Source organism: Amorphoplanes friuliensis DSM 7358 (assembly GCF_000494755.1).
GTDB lineage: Bacteria > Actinomycetota > Actinomycetes > Mycobacteriales > Micromonosporaceae > Actinoplanes > Actinoplanes friuliensis.
The window spans coordinates 1904731-1921739 of record NC_022657.1 but is presented as its reverse complement, the minus strand read 5'-3'; the positions used below and the strand labels follow the sequence as shown (position 1 = coordinate 1921739).

The 17009-nt window shown below is 71.2% G+C and carries 21 protein-coding genes and 1 tRNA gene; 11 read left to right on the top strand and 11 right to left on the bottom strand.

Translation table 11 applies throughout. The annotated features are described in order from the left end of the window. The first annotated feature begins 152 nt into the window (after window positions 1–152). Complete coding sequence (locus AFR_RS08965; RefSeq protein ID WP_023359594.1) at window positions 153–659, top strand: GNAT family N-acetyltransferase; 507 nt, start codon at window positions 153–155, stop codon at window positions 657–659. A 26-nt stretch (window positions 660–685) separates the two neighbouring features. Continuing rightward, window positions 686–1519, top strand: coding sequence for a class I SAM-dependent methyltransferase (locus AFR_RS08960; protein ID WP_023359593.1), 834 nt, complete (start codon window positions 686–688; stop codon window positions 1517–1519). Here AFR_RS08960 and AFR_RS08955 read toward each other — a convergent pair. Beyond that, entirely contained in the window at window positions 1516–2097 is a 582-nt protein-coding gene (locus AFR_RS08955) for a helix-turn-helix domain-containing protein (protein ID WP_023359592.1), read from the bottom strand. The two genes, AFR_RS08960 and AFR_RS08955, sit on opposite strands and share 4 nt — an antisense overlap. A gap of 47 nt (window positions 2098–2144) precedes the next feature. Between AFR_RS08955 and AFR_RS08950 the strand changes: the two genes are divergently transcribed. Beyond that, entirely contained in the window at window positions 2145–3083 is a 939-nt protein-coding gene (locus AFR_RS08950; protein WP_041840717.1) for an NAD(P)/FAD-dependent oxidoreductase, read from the top strand. Between the two features lie 244 nt (window positions 3084–3327). Here AFR_RS08950 and AFR_RS08945 read toward each other — a convergent pair whose 3' ends face one another. The 3 genes from AFR_RS08945 to AFR_RS08935 form a co-directional block, all read right to left on the bottom strand. After that, a complete protein-coding gene (locus AFR_RS08945; RefSeq protein WP_023359590.1) occupies window positions 3328–4191 on the bottom strand; it encodes a hypothetical protein in 864 nt (287 codons plus the stop codon). Between the two features lie 403 nt (window positions 4192–4594). After that, window positions 4595–5182 (bottom strand): hypothetical protein, encoded by a 588-nt coding sequence (locus AFR_RS08940; protein ID WP_023359589.1) that lies wholly within the window; start codon window positions 5180–5182, stop codon window positions 4595–4597. A 232-nt stretch (window positions 5183–5414) separates the two neighbouring features. Next, a complete protein-coding gene (locus AFR_RS08935) occupies window positions 5415–6050 on the bottom strand; it encodes a maleylpyruvate isomerase family mycothiol-dependent enzyme (RefSeq protein ID WP_023359588.1) in 636 nt (211 codons plus the stop codon). A 41-nt stretch (window positions 6051–6091) separates the two neighbouring features. Between AFR_RS08935 and AFR_RS08930 the strand changes: the two genes are divergently transcribed. Genes AFR_RS08930 through AFR_RS47240 form a run of 3 tightly spaced genes read left to right on the top strand, consistent with a single transcriptional unit; the run spans window position 6092 to window position 8213 of the window. Continuing rightward, window positions 6092–6553 carry an NUDIX domain-containing protein gene (locus AFR_RS08930; RefSeq protein WP_023359587.1) on the top strand — a complete coding sequence of 154 codons (462 nt, stop codon included), beginning with the start codon at window positions 6092–6094 and terminating at the stop codon, window positions 6551–6553. A gap of 2 nt (window positions 6554–6555) precedes the next feature. Beyond that, the gene (locus AFR_RS08925; protein ID WP_023359586.1) at window positions 6556–7365 is read left to right on the top strand and encodes a TIGR02569 family protein; all 810 of its coding nucleotides are present in this window, start codon (window positions 6556–6558) and stop codon (window positions 7363–7365) included. Then, on the top strand, window positions 7362–8213 hold the full coding sequence (locus AFR_RS47240) for a class I SAM-dependent methyltransferase (protein ID WP_023359585.1): 852 nt from the start codon (window positions 7362–7364) through the stop codon (window positions 8211–8213). Before AFR_RS08925 ends, AFR_RS47240 begins: the two co-directional genes overlap by 4 nt. Here the strand turns inward: AFR_RS47240 and AFR_RS08915 are convergent. Further along, entirely contained in the window at window positions 8186–8686 is a 501-nt protein-coding gene (locus AFR_RS08915) for a ribonuclease FAU-1 family protein (RefSeq protein WP_023359584.1), read from the bottom strand. The two genes, AFR_RS47240 and AFR_RS08915, sit on opposite strands and share 28 nt — an antisense overlap. A 30-nt stretch (window positions 8687–8716) precedes the next feature. On the opposite strand from AFR_RS08915, the gene AFR_RS08910 reads away from it, so the two are divergent. Continuing rightward, window positions 8717–9010 (top strand): barstar family protein, encoded by a 294-nt coding sequence (locus AFR_RS08910; protein ID WP_023359583.1) that lies wholly within the window; start codon window positions 8717–8719, stop codon window positions 9008–9010. Window position 9011: 1 nt separating this feature from the next. Here the strand turns inward: AFR_RS08910 and AFR_RS08905 are convergent, their stop codons facing one another. From AFR_RS08905 to AFR_RS08880, 6 genes are all read right to left on the bottom strand, one after another. Beyond that, window positions 9012–9761 carry an SDR family oxidoreductase gene (locus AFR_RS08905; protein WP_023359582.1) on the bottom strand — a complete coding sequence of 250 codons (750 nt, stop codon included), beginning with the start codon at window positions 9759–9761 and terminating at the stop codon, window positions 9012–9014. Further along, window positions 9758–10462 carry a class I SAM-dependent methyltransferase gene (locus AFR_RS43470; RefSeq protein ID WP_148307910.1) on the bottom strand — a complete coding sequence of 235 codons (705 nt, stop codon included), beginning with the start codon at window positions 10460–10462 and terminating at the stop codon, window positions 9758–9760. The genes AFR_RS08905 and AFR_RS43470 overlap by 4 nt, the downstream gene beginning before the upstream one ends. Window positions 10463–10607: 145 nt before the next feature. Beyond that, window positions 10608–10679, bottom strand: a tRNA-Val gene (locus AFR_RS08895). Window positions 10680–10749: 70 nt separating this feature from the next. Further along, window positions 10750–11214, bottom strand: coding sequence for a peroxiredoxin (locus AFR_RS08890; RefSeq protein WP_023359580.1), 465 nt, complete (start codon window positions 11212–11214; stop codon window positions 10750–10752). 91 nt (window positions 11215–11305) lie between these two features. Then, window positions 11306–11737, bottom strand: coding sequence for a DUF3052 domain-containing protein (locus AFR_RS08885; protein ID WP_023359579.1), 432 nt, complete (start codon window positions 11735–11737; stop codon window positions 11306–11308). A 110-nt stretch (window positions 11738–11847) separates the two neighbouring features. Beyond that, on the bottom strand, window positions 11848–14130 hold the full coding sequence (locus tag AFR_RS08880) for a thiamine pyrophosphate-dependent enzyme (protein ID WP_023359578.1): 2283 nt from the start codon (window positions 14128–14130) through the stop codon (window positions 11848–11850). Window positions 14131–14261: 131 nt separating this feature from the next. Here AFR_RS08880 and AFR_RS08875 point away from each other — a divergent pair, with 131 nt between their 5' ends. The 4 genes from AFR_RS08875 (at window position 14262) to AFR_RS08860 (ending at window position 16994) form a co-directional block, all read left to right on the top strand. Beyond that, a complete protein-coding gene (locus AFR_RS08875) occupies window positions 14262–14729 on the top strand; it encodes a GbsR/MarR family transcriptional regulator (RefSeq protein ID WP_023359577.1) in 468 nt (155 codons plus the stop codon). Then, window positions 14722–15636, top strand: coding sequence for an ABC transporter ATP-binding protein (locus AFR_RS08870; RefSeq protein ID WP_023359576.1), 915 nt, complete (start codon window positions 14722–14724; stop codon window positions 15634–15636). The genes AFR_RS08875 and AFR_RS08870 overlap by 8 nt, the downstream gene beginning before the upstream one ends. Beyond that, a complete protein-coding gene (locus AFR_RS08865; RefSeq protein WP_023359575.1) occupies window positions 15623–16420 on the top strand; it encodes an ABC transporter permease subunit in 798 nt (265 codons plus the stop codon). The genes AFR_RS08870 and AFR_RS08865 overlap by 14 nt, the downstream gene beginning before the upstream one ends. A gap of 169 nt (window positions 16421–16589) precedes the next feature. Then, entirely contained in the window at window positions 16590–16994 is a 405-nt protein-coding gene (locus AFR_RS08860) for a YjbQ family protein (protein WP_023359574.1), read from the top strand. Window positions 16995–17009 lie beyond the last annotated feature (15 nt).

Genomic DNA, 17009 nt, shown 5'->3' with positions numbered 1-17009 from the left:
GTGCATGGTCGTGGGTACACATGTCAGCTGACAACGTATTTGCCTACCTTGCGGTAGTCGAGTCAGCCGAATGGGTGAACGACTGATCACGCTTCGCATGCACTGTTAAACCTGTGGCCGGCTCTCGAGTGCCCCTGGCACGATCCAGGCCCATGATCACAATCCGTACGGTCGCGGCCGACGCCCCGGACGCCGTGGCGCTGGTCCGGTCCTACCTGGGCGAGATGGTCGACCGGTACCACGGGCGCCCGATGCCCGGTTCAGCCGTGGACGCGGCGCTGGCGGACGAGCCTGCCGACGATGTGGCGGTGCTGCTGGTCGCGTACCGGATGATCGCGGACCGGGCGGTCTCGGGCCAGACGGTCTCGGACCGGGGTGGGGAGCCGGTGGGCTGCGTCGGCCTGCGGCCCGCCGAGGCGGGGACCGGCGAGATCACCAAGATGTACGTGCGCCCGGAGGCGCGGCGGCTCGGCATCGGCCGCCGGCTGCTGTCCGCAGTGGAGGACGAGGCGCGCGCCCGTGACCTGCACACCCTGCGCCTCGACACCCGCAACGACCTGACCGAGGCCCGCGCGATGTACGCGGCCGCCGGTTATGTGGAGATCCCGCCGCACCGCGACCGGCTCTACGCCGACCACTGGTTCGCGAAGAGCCTCTGAGGCCGCCGCTCGGGCAGGATGGCGCCATGACGCACACCCACGACGTGGACTGGGCCCGGTTCGGCCCCGACCTGATCTCCGACGGTGAGGTCAACGCCCCGATGATCGACCAGGCGTTGCACTGGCTCGCCGGACGCCACCCGGGCGCCACCCGCGTCCTCGACGTGGGCAGCGGACCGGGCGTCGCGGCCTGCACCTTCGCCCGGTTGCTGCCGGCCGCGGAAGTTGTGGCCGCGGACGGTGCCGCCCCGCTGCTGGCCCTCGCCCGGGCCCGTGCGGAGGAGCTCGGTGTGGCCGGCCGTTTCACCACCCGTGAGGTGCGACTGCCCGAAGGTCTGGCGGATCTGCCGGACGCCGACGTGATCTGGGTCAGCGGAGTTGCGCACCATCTGCCTGATCCGGCAGAAGGGATCCGGGCGTTTGCTGCGCTTTTGCGCCCCGGCGGTGTCCTGGCCCTCCGCGAAGGCGGCCTACCGCTGAAGTTCCTGCCGCCACACGCGGACGGTGGCCTGAGCGCCCGCATCGACGCGGTGGACAGCGCCCTCTCCCGCGACCACGCCCACCCGATGGGCGCGATCAACGCACCACGGTCCTGGCCCGCACTCCTGGCCGAGGCGGGCCTGAGCAACGTGTCGAGCCGCAGCTTCATGCTGGACCTGCCCGAACCCCTCGGCGACGCGCCGCGGCAGAACCTGGTACGGCTGCTGCGGCGTACCCGGGAATCGCTCGACGGCCACCTGGCCGCCGCCGACCTGGCCCGGCTGGAACAGCTCATGGACCCCACGGACCCGGAAAGCGTGCTGAACCGCCCCGACGTCTTCATGCTGCGCGCAACGACGATCTACACCGCGGTGCGCTAACGGGTTGATCGGGCGCGGACGTGCATGCGTTCGCCCTGGCTGCCGAAGATGCTGAGGAACTCGACCGCGTCACCCGACGCGCTCCCGAACCAGTGCGGGACGCGCGTGTCGAACTCCGCCGCCTCCCCCGCCGGGAGCACGATGTCGTGCTCACCGAGCACCAGGCGCAGCCGTCCGCTGAGGACGTAGAGCCACTCGTACCCCTCATGGGTCTTGGGGTCGGGTCTCTGCGTCGGCCCGGCGGGGATCAGGTGCTTGAACGCCTGCAGCCCGGTGGCCTGCCGGCTGAGCGGCAGGATCGTCTGCCCGCTGCTGTGCTTGATCGGCCGCGCGTAGATCCGCGGATCACCCGTCGGCGGCGCGCCGACGAGCTCGTCCAGCGGCACCCGATAGGCCCTGGCCAGCGGCAACAGCAACTCGAGGGTGGCCCGGCGCTGCCCGGACTCGAGCCGCGACAGGGTGCTGACCGAGATGCCGGTGGTCTCGGACAGCCCGCTGAGCGTCGTCCCGTGCTCCTGCCGCAACGCCCGCAGCCGAGGCCCGACCGCGGCCAGAACGTCATCCTTTTTTGCCACCATGGCAAAGAAGTTTGCCACCTGACCCGATCCGGGGCCACCGTGTCCCCATGACATACGACGTGATCGTGATCGGCGGCGGCCCCGCCGGAATGAGTGCTGCGGTAGCCCTGGGACGGGCGCTCCGCACGGTGCTCCTGGTGGACGCGGGCACGCCCCGCAACGCCCCCGCCGACGGCATCCACAACTACCTGACCCGCGACAACATCACCCCGGCGGACTTCCGCACGGCCGGCCGGTCCGAGGTCACCCACTACGGCGGCGAACTCGTCGACGGCACCGTCGCCTCCGCTTCATCTTCCGAGGGTTCGCTGACCGTGACGCTGGAGGACGGGCAGACGTTCACGGCCCGCCGCCTCCTGGTCACCACCGGCCTCACCGACGAACTCCCGTCGATCCCCGGCCTCCGCGAACGCTGGGGACACGACGTCATCCACTGCCCGTACTGCCACGGCTACGAGGCCCGCGGCCAGGCCATCGGCATCATCGGCTCGTCCCCGATGTCCCTGCACCAGGCCCTGATGTGGCGCCAGTGGAGCGACAACGTCACCCTCTTCCTGCACGAGGCACCCGCCCCCGACCCCACCCAGGCCGAGCAGCTTGCGGCCCGCGGCATCAAGGTCGTCACGGACAAGGTCACCGAAGTGGTCGTCAAGAACAACACCCTGACCGGGGTACGCCTGGAAGACGGCACCGTCATCGACCGCGAGGTGCTCGTGGTGGCGCCCCGCTTCATGGCCAACGCCGAACCGCTGCCGTCACTGGGCCTGACCGCCACCGAGAACGACTTCGGCAGCGTTGTCGTCGCCGAACCGAACGGCAAAACGTCGGTCCCGGGCGTCTGGGTCGCCGGCAACGTCTCCGACCAGATGGCGCAGGTGGTCAGCTCGGCGTCGGCGGGGTTGCTCGTGGCCGCCCAGCTCAACGCCGACCTCATCCAGGAAGACGCCAACCTGGCAGTCGCCGCCCACCAGGCCACCACCAACTGACGCTCCCCAGCGCCGGCGCAGGGCTCGCGGTAGGCGGCAATCACTGCGGCCGCGCGCTCGGCCGGCTGGTCGCGGCCAGCAGCCGACGCTCAACTCGCGGTAAGCGACGGCCGGCGCCCGGCTCGCGGCAAGCGGCGGTCAGTGGCCGGCGCCCGGCTCGGGGGCGAGCGGCGGTCAGTGACCGGCGCCCGGCTCGGGGCCAGCAGCGGTCAGTGACCGGCGCCCGGCTCGGGGCCAGCAGCGGTCAGTGGTCGGCGGCGAGTTCGCGGTAGGCGGCGATCACGGCGGCGGTGCGTTCGGCCAGGTCGGGGCCGGCGTCGGAGGATGACGGGCCGGTGGCGGTCAGGCGGGAGATGGCGAGTTCGGCCTGGCGGGCCGTTTCGCCGATGCGTTGTTCGCGGATGAGGTTCTCACCCGCGATGGCGGCGGCGTTGATGCTGGCCAGGATGCGGTTGGCGTCGGCCGCCGTCAGGCGCCACAGGCCTTCGACGCGGAGGCGCTGCTCGGCGAGGGCCTGCACGGCCGGGCTGTCGGCAGGAAGGTCGTGCTGGGTGGCGTCGGCGAGTTCCTCGCGGAGGCGGCGGATCTGCTGGCGGCGGGACATGATGGCGGCCAGCTGGGCCAGGGCGGTGGTCAGGCTGCGGTCCGCGTCGTCCGGGTCGATCATGTGGCGCAGGGCAGGCCAGGTGCGGCGGACCCGGCGGGCCACGACCACGGCACGCTCGTAGGCGGTGCGTTCCTCCGGCGCGTGCAGGACGTGCGCCTGGTCGCCGCGGGGCAGAGCGATGCTGCCGACCCGGGCGGCGCGCGCCTGCTCCACGACGAAGAAGGCCACCAGAGCGACCGAACCAGCCGTCGAAGCCCACCAGGCGATGCCGAGCGCACCGAGAACCGCCGACAGCAGCACGAGGACCAGCGCGAGCTGTGAGGCCGCCCGCAGGCGTTCCTCCCGGGTGCGCCCGCTGGGCTCGGCGGGCACCAGCTCGGTGACCGAACCCCAGCGGGAACGCTTGGCCCGCCCGGTGCGCATCTTCAACGGTGACGGCGACACGACGATCTTCTCGGTGTCGATGCCGATGTGCAGACCCTTGGGCCCCGGTGCGATCACGGCGCGCCCTTTCCGCCTGCGGGAAGCTGAGCGGGCCCGGACGCCGAGGGGGTTACGCCCGGGCCCGCTCACCGGCGGAGCCGTCCGCCGGTGCCTGAAGGAATCGGGTGGACGGCCTCCTACATGAGCAGGTCCCGGGTGCAGCGAGGGTGCATCCGTTCCGGCCCCGAAGCCACGCCCGACCGGGGCGGGCGCAGCCTGCGGACGGGCCCGCCCCGAACGGAACGCGTCCGTGATCAGGGCGGAGGCCGTCCCCGAGGACAGCCACCCGAGCGGAACCCGGACACGACCAGAGCAGAGGCCGCCCCGAGGACGACCACCCGAGCGGAACCCGGACACGACAAGGGCGGAGGCCGTCCCGAGGACAGCCAACCCCGAGGCAGACGCGGACCGGGAGGACTGCTCAGGCGGCCTCGATGGCGCCCTCCTTTCCGTCAGGCTCGCTGTCGGCCTCGGCCGGGAGGTTGCTCTGCGAGGAAGAAGGTCCGCGCACGGTCAGGAGGCGCTCGGAGGGGAGGCGGCTCGTCGGGGCGTCTTCCGGGGCTATCAGGCCCAGGTGCACGAGGCGGGAGTTGATGCCGCCGCGGCTGCGGCCGAACTCCTCCATCAGAACCTTCGGGCTCGCCCCGTCGCGGAAGCGTGTGACCAGACGTTCGTCATCGGTCGCCGACCAGCGGGCGCCCTGGTGGGGGTGGCGTCGGGCCGGTTCGGGCTTGGCGGGCTTGAGGCGCTGCCGGCGGAGGGTGCCCAGACCGGCGAGGGTCGAGGTCAGGGCGTCGGCCACCGCGGTCAGGTCGTCGGGCGAGATCCCTCCGCTGAGCTCGCTGACCACCTCGCCGCCGGGGCTCCAGCCGACCACGGTGAGGTTGACGCGGTCCTCGCCGGTGCCCGAAGCGGTGAGCTGGTAGACGTGCCGGCCGACCGTCAGGTGTCGCTCGAGGGCGAGGTGCGGGCGGCGGTCGTCGTCGGGCAGGTGCTCGTTGTCATCCATGCGGCGAAGGTAGGACCGCCCACCGACACTTTCCCGCCCGGCGTGGCGCGGCCCTCAGCAACTTCCGGCATGTCGGCCCAACGCCCGTCTAATCAGGACTGCGCCGTCCCGTCGGGCATGCCGGAGCCGCGCGACGCAGGAGGGAGGAGGCGGAGTCGGCGGCGCGCGGAGGCAGGCGAAGACGGAGGCGGATCCAGGCGGTGGCGGGCGGAGGTAGGAGGACCGGACCGAATCAGGAGGACGAGGTGAGGCGGTTGCGGAGGATGGGGACGCCTGGTCCGTCGAGTTCGCTCAGCGCCACCTCCCGCCCCGTCATCGCCAGCATCAGCGCCTCCCCCGGGCCCGTGACCAACGGCCCTTCCCCCCATGACCAGTCCAGGTCGGACGCCTCGAAGCGCAGCTTTGCCAGCCGGCGGCGGGGGGCGAAACCCACCGCACGCCCTCCCACCAGGAAGTCGAGCGACACGCGAACCCGGTCGTGCACCAGCCCGTGCGGCAGGCCGAGCGGCCGCCGCATGTCCTGGCCGTGCACCTGCAGGTCGGTGAGCTGGCCGGGATAGCCGACGATCGGCGGGCGGAAACTGCTGTCGGCGTGGTCGCGCAGGCCTTGGGCGAGGGACGACGGTGGCTGGTCGGCGACGAGCGCCGCCAGCCGGGCGTTGGCTTTGTGGATGTTGAAGCCGCTGCGGGCGAGCAACGGGAGTACGGGTGTCACCGGTTTGGAGATGGCCGCGAGCAGGTGGCCGGCGACCTGGCGGATGGTCCAGTCGCCGCACAGGCTGGGGGTTTCCAGCTGGGCCGGGGTGAGCGAGTCGACCAGGTCGGCGATGCGGCGCCGTTCGTCGGCGATCGCGGGGAGGACTTCCACCGCGTCAGGCTAGCGGAGTCGCAGCCCCTAGTCTGACCCGTGTGACCAGCGACTGGACCGCCACCCTGCCCCGCAAGCGGATGGGTGCCGGTGTGCTGTTCCGCGACGGCGGTGACCGGATTCTGCTGGTGGAGCCGACGTACAAGCCGGAGTGGGAGCTGCCCGGCGGGGTTGTCGAGGCCGACGAGTCACCGCGTGCGGCCGCTGCGCGGGAGGTCACCGAGGAGCTGGGCCTGACCGTCGTTCCGGGGCGCCTGCTGGCCGTCGACTGGGTGCCCGCGCGCGATGGGCGTACCGAGGGCTTGATGGTGGTATTTGATGGCGGCGTCCTGGCCGATCCTGGCAGGATCCGGCTGCAGGAGAGCGAGTTGCGGAGCTGGGCGTGGTCGACGCCCGCGGAGGCGGCAGCGCGCCTCCGTGGCCTGGTCGCCCGGCGGTCGGAGGCGGCCCGGCGGGCCGCGCTCACCGGCACCACCGCCTATCTCGAGAACGGACATCCCTGACGATGGCTGAGCTGCCACCCCCGCCCGAGGTTCGTGCGGCTTTCGGTGCTCAGGGCGATCCGGTACGCCTGGCAGGCGGCAAAGGCGGCACCTGGCGGGTCGGCGACGTGGTGCTGAAGCCGTCCGAGGGCGACGACGAGGTCCGCTGGCGTGCGGGAGTGCTGCACTCCTTGCCCCGCTCGCCGCATTTCCGGGTCGCGCGTCCCGTGCGGGCTGCGGACGGGGACTGGATCGCCGGAGGCTGGGAGGCGACCGAGGCGGTTGCCGGTCAGCCCGATCAGCGCCGTGTCGACGATGTCATCCGGGCGGGGGCCGCGTTCCACGAGGCGCTCACGGCGGTGCCGCGTCCCGCGTTCCTGGACACCAGGCAAAATCCCTGGGCGTACGGGGAGTGGCTGGCCTTCGAGGACGAGTCTTTCCCGGGGCAGCGGCGGCCGTCGAAGCTGTTGGACGAACTGCTGGAGCTGCGCCGGCCGGTGCTGTCGGCGGAGCAGATCGTGCACGGTGACCTGCTCGGCAATCTGCTCTTCGCCGACGGCCGGCCGCCCGCGGTGATCGACTGGCCGGCCTACTGGCGGCCGCCCGCCTGGGCGTCGGCGGTCGCGGCGATCGACGCGGTGGTGTGGCACGGGGTCGGTCCGGAGCTTCTGGACCGCTGGGCGCACCTGCCGGAGTGGGACCAGATGCTGGTCCGCGCCGCGATCTACCGCCTGGGCACCTGGGACGCGGCCGGCTGGTCGGGCGAGCCCGAGGACGCCTACCACCCGGTCGTCGAAATGTGTCGTACGCGGGTCCTAGGGTCCGGAGCGTGACTGAGGCTTACCTGGATTTCGACCGGCACGAACGTGAGATGTGGGCGGGGCGTGCCTCGACCTACGAGCGCAGCTTCGCGCCCCTGTGCGCCGGGGTCCGTGACCAGGTGCTCGACCTGGCCGGGGTGTCGGGTGGCAAGCGGCTGCTCGACGTCGGCACCGGTCGGGGCACGCTCGCCGCGGCCGCCGCGGGTCTGGGTGCGCTGGTCACCGCCGTCGACGCCGAGCCGAGCATGGTCGAGGCCGCGGGCCGCAATGTCCCCGGTGCCGAGGTGCGGGTGGCGAGGCTGCCCGACCTGCCGTTCGAGGCCCGGTCGTTCGAGGCGGTGACGGCCAACTTCGTGCTCAACCACGTCGGTGATCCGGCTGCCGCGGCGCGTGAGCTGGTGCGTGTCACCGCGACCGGTGGCCGGGTCGCCGCGTCGATCTGGCCGTTCCCGGCGCCGCCGCTGCAGGCGTTCTGGGGTGAGGTCGTCGCCGGTTCGGGTGTGGTGCCGCCGGGCGGCTCGCCCCGGGTCGAGGAGGCACTGGACTTTCCGCGTACCGCGGCCGGGCTGACGACGCTGCTGCACGACGCGGGCCTCGACGGGGTCCGGGTCGAGACGGTCACCTGGACGCACCACTTCGACCCGGAGGACTGGTGGTCCGGCCCGGCCGGCGGTCTGAGCACCCTGGGCACACTGCTGCGGTCGCTGCCGGCCGAGTCGGTCACCCGGATCCGGGCGTCGTACGACCGGGCGATCGACAGCCGCCGGGACAGCAACGGCCGGGTCGGTCTCTCCACCACGGCTCTGCTGGGCAGCGGCACGCGGCTCGAGCATCACACCCGGGCCAGCCAGGTGGTGTAGTGCAGACCGAAGGGTTCCTCCCGGGCGCGGCAGGCCGCGGTCACCTCCTGCGCCGCCGCGGACGCCTGCCGGACCGTCTCGGCCGGATAGCCGTAACGGAGCTGGTGCACGGCGAATTCGTCGGCGTCGAGCAGCTCGACGTGACCGTCGTGCCGGCGGGTCACGTCCAGATCGAGGTCGACCAGGGTCACCCGTTCCCGGTTTTTCCACGTGGCCGGGGCGGTGATGTCGCAGTACATCTCGAGGTCCCAGGTCGGTGCGAAGAACAGCGCGGTCCACCAGCCCCCGTGCGGGACCAGACGCACACCGCGGTGCTCGTCCTTCCTGCGGAAGCCGGACGAGACGTAGTCGACCTCGGTGCCGACCGGGACACCCAGCCAGGTCCCCCAATCGTCCTCACCGAGGAACCGTTCGAAGGCCCTCCGGTGCATGCTCCCGTCGAACTTGCGGAAAACCACGTCCACGTCACCCATGGGGCGCAGAGTAGTTTCCGGAGGTAGAGCTTGAACGTCGTCATCGACGGCCGGTTCGTGCTGAACGAGGCCGACCTCCAGCAGCGTCTGGCCGGCGCGTTCGGCTACGGCCCGTACTACCGCCACGACCTCGACGACCTGCGCGATCACCTGGCCGCCGGCGATCCGCGCCCGGTGCAGCTGGTCTGGATCCACGCCGAAGCAGTCCGCCTGGCCCTGGGGGCGGCACTGTTCGACAGTTATGTGGCCGTCCTCGAAGCGATCGCGGCACAGGACGAGGAGCGGGACTGGAACGACCGTTTTGTCTTCCGCCTTCTCGACTGACCTACTTGGCGCCGCCGTTGCTGTAGAGCAGCTGGCCGTTGATCCAGCCGCCCTCCGGCGAGCACAGGAAGCCGGCCAGGTTGGCGACGTCGGCGGGAGTGCCGAGCCGGCCCAGCGGAGTGAGACCGACCATCGTGTCGATCAGCTCCGGCCCCATCCACCCCGTGTCGACCGGCCCCGGATTGATCACGTTGGCGGTGATCCCCAGCTGGGCCAGCTCATGTGCGGCGGCGAGGGTGATGCGGTCGAGGGCACCTTTGCTGGCGCCGTACGGAAGGTTGCCGACGGTGTGGTCGCTGGTCAGCGCGATCACCCGCCCGCTCCCGTGCTCCCCGGTGAACCGGCGGCCGAACTCCCGGATCAGCAGCCAGCTCGCCCGCGTGTTGACGGCGAAGTGCCGGTCGAAACTCTCCACGGTGGTGTCCAGCAGCCCCGAATCGACGGACTCGGCATGCGAGAGCACCAGCGCACCCACCGCCCCGAGCTCGGCACCGACCCGTTCGAAGATCGCCTCGGCCGCGCCGGCATCCTCCAGATCCGCCTCCACCGCCAGCGACCGCACCCCGGCCCGGTCGAGCCGCCGCACAAGCTCGGCCCGCGACTCGGCGTCCCGCCCCCACGGCATCCGCTCGTCGTACGGCTGCCAGTAGTTGAACGCGATGTCCCACCCGTCGTTCCCGAGCCGCTCCGCGATCGCCGCCGCGATCCCGATCCGCCGGCCGACGCCGGTCACCAGGGCCACCTTGCTCATCCGAAAACCACCAGTTCGAGTTGCTCGTCGAGCGGATAGGTGAGACCGGGCGCGTCCTGCTCCAGCGCCCGCAGACCGTCCGCAAAATGGTCGTCGGCCAGCACGGCCAGGTTGCTCAGCGACCGGGTGCGTACCTTGTCGACCAGCTCCTGCGCGCTGTCCGCATATCGCTGCCCCACCTCGATCCGCGCGGTCAGCGTCAACCCGACCTCGGCCAGCCGGGCGGTGACCACGCCGAGCAACCCCTCGGCGTCGGCGGCAAAAGCCTCCGGGAACCACCGCGTAAGCGGAAGCTCACCGAACCCTCCCCGCAGCAGCAGATGACCGCCCGGCTTGAGCACCCGCCGGACATTCCCCGCGAAAGCCTCGAGGTCCTTCACGTGATGGACCATCTGCGACGCCCACACGGCCTCAAAACTGGCCGCCGCCAGCGGAATCGCCTCCGCGGATCCACCGACCAGCAACTGACCGCCCGGGAAAACAGCCCGCATGGCCGCGGACGGTTCACACGCGATCACCGTCGCGACCTCCCCGAGCGCGGCGGTGAACCGCCCGGTGCCGGCACCGAGATCAAGAATCCGCCCACCCGGTCCAGGCAGAAAGGGCGCAGCCGCAGCCAGCCAGGCACTCATGTCCTCAGCCCGCAAATTCCGCCCGCGCAGGTACGCCTCAGCCATGGTCGACCCGTAAACAGTGGACACACCGGGCACGCTATCGAGCCCGAGTGACGAGGTCACCCGGATAACAGCCGTCCAGAGGCTAAACACCGCTCTGACCAGGCCGGAAGCACTCTGCGGGATCACCGCACCGTGGGGAGTCCGGGGGTCGCCCCCGGAGCCGGCAAGGTGGGCGCGGTAGGTTTCGAACCTACGACCCCTCGCTTGTAAGGCGAGTGCTCTCCCACTGAGCTACGCGCCCGGTTCCGTGGTGGGAAACCGGAGTGGTCATCGTACCTTGCCCCGCCGGGGCGTCCGGCGGCGGCGAGGGGTCAGAAGACGATCTTTGCCAGGGTGTCTCGCCAGGTGTTCTGGTCGCGGGGTTCGCCGGGGCCCTGCATGTGGGCGTATCGGACCACGCCCTCCTTGTCGATGACGAAGGTGCCGCGGTTGGCGATGCCGGCCTGCTCGAAGAACACGCCGTAGGCCTGGGCGACGCCGCCGTGGGGCCAGAAGTCGGCCAGCATGGGGAAGGTGAAGCCCTCGCGGTCCGCCCAGACCTTGTGGCTGTACGCGGAGTCGACGCTCACCGTCAGCACCTGGACGTAGTCGTTCTCGTACTGGCTGAGGTTGTCGCGGATCTCGGCCAGCTCACCCTGGCAGGTGCCGGTGAAGGCCAGCGGGTAGAAGACCAGGAGCACGGCTTTGCGGCCCTTGAAATCAGCCAGGCTGACCTCCTGGTTGTTCTGGTCCTTTAGGGTGAAGTCAGGGGCCTGGGTTCCCACGTCGATCGGCATGTGATCAAGCCTAAGGCAGAAAAGGCCTGACCGCGCGCATGGCAAATGGCCGGTCGCCCGTCGGTGGGGCGCCGGCCTGGACTGGGCGCCGTTACTTCTTCTTGGCGCCTCGGGGTGAGACCAGCCGTGCGGCTGTCCAGTCCTTGCCCGCGTTCACCGTGGAGGTCTGCTGGAGGCCGGCGGTCGGCGCGGATTCACTGACTTCGCTCGGTTCGACGTGGCCGTCGCGGCCGGCCTTCGGAGTCAGCAGCCACACCACGCCGGTGTCGGCGAGCGGCCCCAAAGCATCGGTGAGCAGTTCGAAGAGGTCACCGTCGCCGTCGCGGTACCAGAGCAGTACCGCGTCGACCACCTCGTCGGTGTCCTCGTCGACCAACTCGCCACAACGTTCGGCCAGGGATTCACGGAGGTCTTCGTCGACGTCGTCGTCGTAGCCCATCTCCATGACCACCATGCCCGGTTCGATCCCGAACCGGTCCGCCGGGCTACGTACGCCGTCGGCCTGACCAGCGGTCGCGCTCACTGTCGAATGCCTCCTTGTTCCGTGGTGGGGCCGGCAAGCCGGCCCTTCGTTCCGGGTAGTCCACACAGTTGCGGCTCTGCGCGCAAGTGGCGCACCGAGTGTGTGGCAATTTACCGCGCCAGCAGGGCGTGGGCACCCTGTGTGATGGCATCTTCCCCGATCAGGACCTGTTGTGCTGCCGGACCCAGCGGAACCAGGGAGTCCGCGGAGGCGATCCGGCGGGCGGCACCGACAAATCCGCCGTCCACCAGGGCAGCAAGAATGCCCTCGCCGACACCTCCGGAGCGCCGGGTCTCGTCGACGATCAAGACCCGGCCGGTGGCCTGCGCCTCGCGGACCAGATCGGCCGTGGGCAGCGGAGACAGCCAGCGCAGGTCGACCACGCGGGAGCCGTAACCCTCCGCGGCCAGGCGGGCCGCGACCCGCAGTGACATCCGTACGCCGTTGCCGAACGTGAGAATCGTCAAGTTGTCAGCGGCGCCGACGGGGTACGTGCGCGCGCGACCGATCGGCATGTGCCCGCCGGGCCAGTCGCCGGGTCCGGCGTACGGCGCGAGCCACTCGTTGTCGCCCGGTTCGTACAGATCGCGGGTGTGGTAGAGCGCGATCGGTTCCAAAAAGACGCAGACGCTGCCGTCGACGGCCGCCGCCGCCAGGCATGCCCGGAGCATCGGGGCCGCGTCCGCGGGCCGGGCGGGCACCGCCAGGACCAGGCCCGGGATGTCGCGGAGCACCGCCACCGAGTTGTCGTTGTGGAAGTGGCCGCCGAAGCTCTGCTGGTAGGCGAGGCCGGCGACGCGGACGACCATCGGGTTGCGGAAGGCGCCCTGGGAGAAGAACCCCAGGGTGGCGGCCTCGCCGCGGAGCTGGTCCTCGGCGTTGTGCAGGTAGGCGAGGTACTGGATCTCGGGGATCGGCAGCATCCCGGCCAGCCCGGCGCCGAGGCCCAGCCCGAGGATGGACGTCTCGTCGAGGAGCGTGTCGAAGACCCGGTCGGCGCCGAACCGGTCGCGGAGGTTCTTGGTGACGCCGTAGACGCCACCTTTCACGGCCACGTCCTCCCCGTAGAGGATCGCGCCCGGATGGGCCAGGAGGGCGTCCGTGAGGGTCGCGTTGATGGTCTGCGCCAGCGTCAGGGGGCCGCCCTGCTCCGGCAGTTTGCCGCCGAAGGCCTGGGAGCGGGCGGCCGCACCCGGTCCGGCGGCGCGGGTGGCGGCGTCGGCGACGCTGCGGGCCGTCCGTACCGGGCGGCGCGGGGCCAGCGGGGCGACGACCTCGGCCGCGCTGGTCAGCTTCGGCTCGCCGAGGACGTCCTCGGCCACCTTGCGGACCTGCCAGCCCACCTCGTCGTACCGGGTGATCAGGTCCTCGGGGGTGGCAAATCCGCCCTCGACGAGGAGCCGGGCGGTGCTGACGAGCGGGTCGCGGGCCAGGTCGCGGGTGATGTCCTCGCCGGTGCGGTAGGCGACCTCGGCGTCCGCGCCGGCGTGGCCCATGAGCCGGACCATCGTCAGGTGCAGCACGGCGGGGCGGCGGTGCTCACGGATCCAGTCGACTGCCTCGCGGGCCACGTCGTAGGTGGCGGCCAGGTCGCAGCCGTCCGCCTCGAAGTAGCGGAGGCCGGGCCGGGACTTCAGGGCCGCCGCGGTCCAGCCGTCGGGTGAGGGGACGCTGATGCCGTACCCGTTGTCCTCGCAGACGAGCAGGAGCGGGAGGCGCTGCCCGGTGTGGTCCCACCACCCGGCCGCGTTGAAGGCCGCGGTGGCGGTCGCGTGGTTGGCGGAGGCGTCGCCGAAGGAGGCGACCGCGACGGCGTCGGGCGCCCAGGGCCCGCGCGGGTTGCGGGTGATGCCGAAGGCCAGGCCGACGGCCCGGGGCAGGTGCGAGGCGATCGTGGACGTGGTCGGAATGATCTGGAGGTCGGCGCGGCCGAAGACCTTGTGCCGGCCACCGGCGATCGGCTCGGTGGCGGCGGCCACGACCCCGCGCAGGACGTCCCGTGCGGCCTCGACCAGCGGGTCCTTGGCGGACTCGTCGTCGCCGGGCGTCCCGGCCTGCAGGGCGCGGGCACAGTAGAACGCGCCGGACCGGTAGTGCAGCAGGGCCGGATCGTCGGGGCGCAGCGCGGCGGCGACCGCGGCGTTTCCTTCGTGGCCGGACGATCCGATCGTGTAGAAGCCCTCGTTGAAACTGCGCAGCCAGCGCGCGGCGAGGTCGAGGTGACGGCTGGTGAGCTGGGCGTCGAACAGCTCGCGGGCGCTCGCGCCGGACAGGGCTGAGCCGTCGCGGACCGGCTCGTCGGGCGTTCGCCGCTGCTCGCCCGGCTGCAGGGCCGAGACCGCGTCGCGGAAGCGCTCGTCGAGGTTCTGCGGGGTGGTCACGCGAACCAGCATTACCGACCATGGCGAGCGCCGCCACCGCCCGTGAGTGCCTTAGGACACTCGGTCGGATTTATGGCTGGACTTCGATCTCTGGCGGACGTAAGTTCAGAACGTACTGAACATTCAAAAGATCGAGGGAACAGATGGACATCAGCGCCGAGCGCCGGTACGCCGAGGAGGCCGGCGTCGTGCTGGCCGGCATGGGCATGCCCCTGGCGTACGGGAAACTGCTGGGCTGGTTGTTGATCTGCACTCCTGCCGCACAGAGCGGCGCGGAGCTCTCCACCGCACTCGGGCTCTCCAAGGGCTCGGTCAGCGCGGGCCTGCGGACGCTGGAGAGCAGCGGCCTGGTCCGGCGCGTGGCCATGCCCGGGCGCCGCGGCTCCTTCTACGAGATGACCCCGGACGCGATGACGCAGGCCGCGGGCTCGGAGAAGTTCACCCTGTTCCGCGAGCTGATGGACCGCGGACTCGAGGTGATCGGCGGCGAGCAGGCACCCGGTGCCGACCGGCTCCGCACGACACGGGACTTCTACGCCTTCATCGAGGCCGAGATGCCCAAGCTGATCGACCGGTTCAGAACCGAACAGAGAGGACGGAGCGATGGCTGACACGGCCATCTCCACCGAGGACCTGGTCAAGACCTACGGGCGCGGCAGTCGCGGTCTCGCGGGGCTCGATCTCGAGGTCAGGACCAACGAGGTGTACGGGTACCTGGGCCCCAACGGCGCCGGCAAGTCCACCACGATCCGCATCCTGCTGGACCTGATCCGGCCCACCGGCGGCAGCGTCCGCGTCCTGGGGCTGGACCCGCGCACCGACGGCGTGGCGCTGCGGCGGCGCGTCGGCTACCTCGCCGGCGACTTCGTCGTGGACGGCCGGCAGACGTCACGGCAGCTCCTCGCGTACCTGGGGAAGTTGCGGGGTGGTGTCCCGGCCGCGCGGATCACCGGGCTGGCCGACCGGCTGGGTCTCGATCTGGACCGGCCGATCCGGGGTCTGTCCAAGGGCAACCGGCAAAAGGCCGGGATCGTGCAGGCCTTCATGCACTCGCCCGAGCTGCTCGTCCTGGACGAGCCGACCAGCGGTCTCGACCCGTTCCTGCAGCAGGAATTCGTGCACCTGGTGCAGGAGGCGCGGCGTGAGGGCGCGACGGTTTTCATGTCCTCGCACGTGATGAGCGAGGTGCAGCAGACCGCCGACCGGGTCGGCATCATCCGCGACGGCCGCCTGGTCGCCGTCGAGAGTGTCGAGTCGCTGCGCGCGCACGCCCTCCGCAGCGTCACCCTGACCTTCGACGGCGAGTTCGACGCCGCCGTCTTCGACCGGCTGCCGGGTTTCACCGACCTGTCCGTGACCGGCGCGACCCTGCACGGCCGGCTCTCCGGGCACACGGACGAGCTGCTCAAGGCCGCCTCGCGCTACACCGTGCTCGACCTGCTGTGCGAGGAGCCGGACCTCGAGGAGATCTTCTTCCACTACTACGCGCTGCCGGAGGCGGGCCATGTCGCAGCCTGACGTCCTCACCCGTTCGCTCTGGGACGCACGACGCTCGCTGCCGGGCTGGACGCTGGCGATCGCGGCGGTCGCCCTGATGTACGCGGCGTTCTGGCCGACCGTCAACTCGCCGGAGATGGCCGACGCGCTGGCCGCGTACCCCGAGGGCATGATGGCGGCTTTCAACTCCGGTGATCTCGGTACGCCGCAGGGCTACCTCGGCGGAGCCGTCTACGGCCTGCTCGTGCCGCTGCTGGTCGCGGTCTTCATGATCGCCGCCGGGACCCGCAGCATCGCGGGCGACGAGGAGGCGGGCACCCTGGACCTGGTGCTGGCCCACCCGGTGAGCCGCCCGAGCCTGGCCCTGCAGCGTCTCGGCGGTGCGCTCGCCGGCATGGCGGTCGTCGCGGTCGTGCTGTTCGCGCTGATGGTGGCCCTGCGCCGGCCGTTCGAGCTGGACGCGGTCTCGATCGGCGGTTTCCTCGCGGTCAACGTGCAGCTGGCACTCTTCGGCGCGCTGTTCGGGACGCTGGCGTTCGCCCTGGGCGCCGCGACGGGACGCAAGGCGGTGGCGCTGGGGGTCAGCGCCGCGACAGCCGTCCTCGCGTACCTGGCGAACAGCGTCTTCCCGCAGGTCGAGGCGCTCGGCTGGACGCGGACGATCTCGCCCTTCCACTGGTACCTGGGCGGTGATCCGCTGACCAACGGTCTGCAGTGGCCGGGGGTGCTGGCGCTGACCGGAGGTGTGGTCGTCCTGGCCGCGGCCGGCACCTGGCTCTTCACCCGCCGGGACCTGACCGCCTGACAAACGGCGGAATCGCTGCGGACGGGCCACCACCGGTGCTGAAGTCGGATCATGGCGGTGGTGGCCCGGGTCGCGCAGTGCGGCTGCTGGTTCGTGATCGTGGGTGTGGTCTTCCTCGTGCTGGACCTCTACACGTAGCGCTACGACGCGGATGGCAGACTTCCCGGTCATGGACACCACGGTGATCACTGTGCGGACCGGGGACCAGCCCGTCGTCCGGGACATCACGGGCGAGGCCGAACAGTTCGTGAGCGGCCGCGGCGACGGTCTCCTGCACGTCTTCGTGCCGCACGCGACCGCCGGCGTCGCCATCATCGAGACCGGCGCCGGGTCGGACGAGGACCTGCTCACGGCCATCGACGACCTGCTGCCCGCCGAGGACAAGTGGCGGCACCGGCACGGTTCGAAGGGGCACGGCCGGGACCACGTCCTGCCGGCCTGGATCCCCCCGTACGCTTCACTCCCGGTCATCGACGGGCGCATCGCACTGGGCACCTGGCAGTCGATCTGTCTCGTCGATCCGAACGGCGACAACCCGCAGCGGCAGGTCAGGTTCAGCTTTCTCGCAGGTTAAGCCAAAGTTACTGCT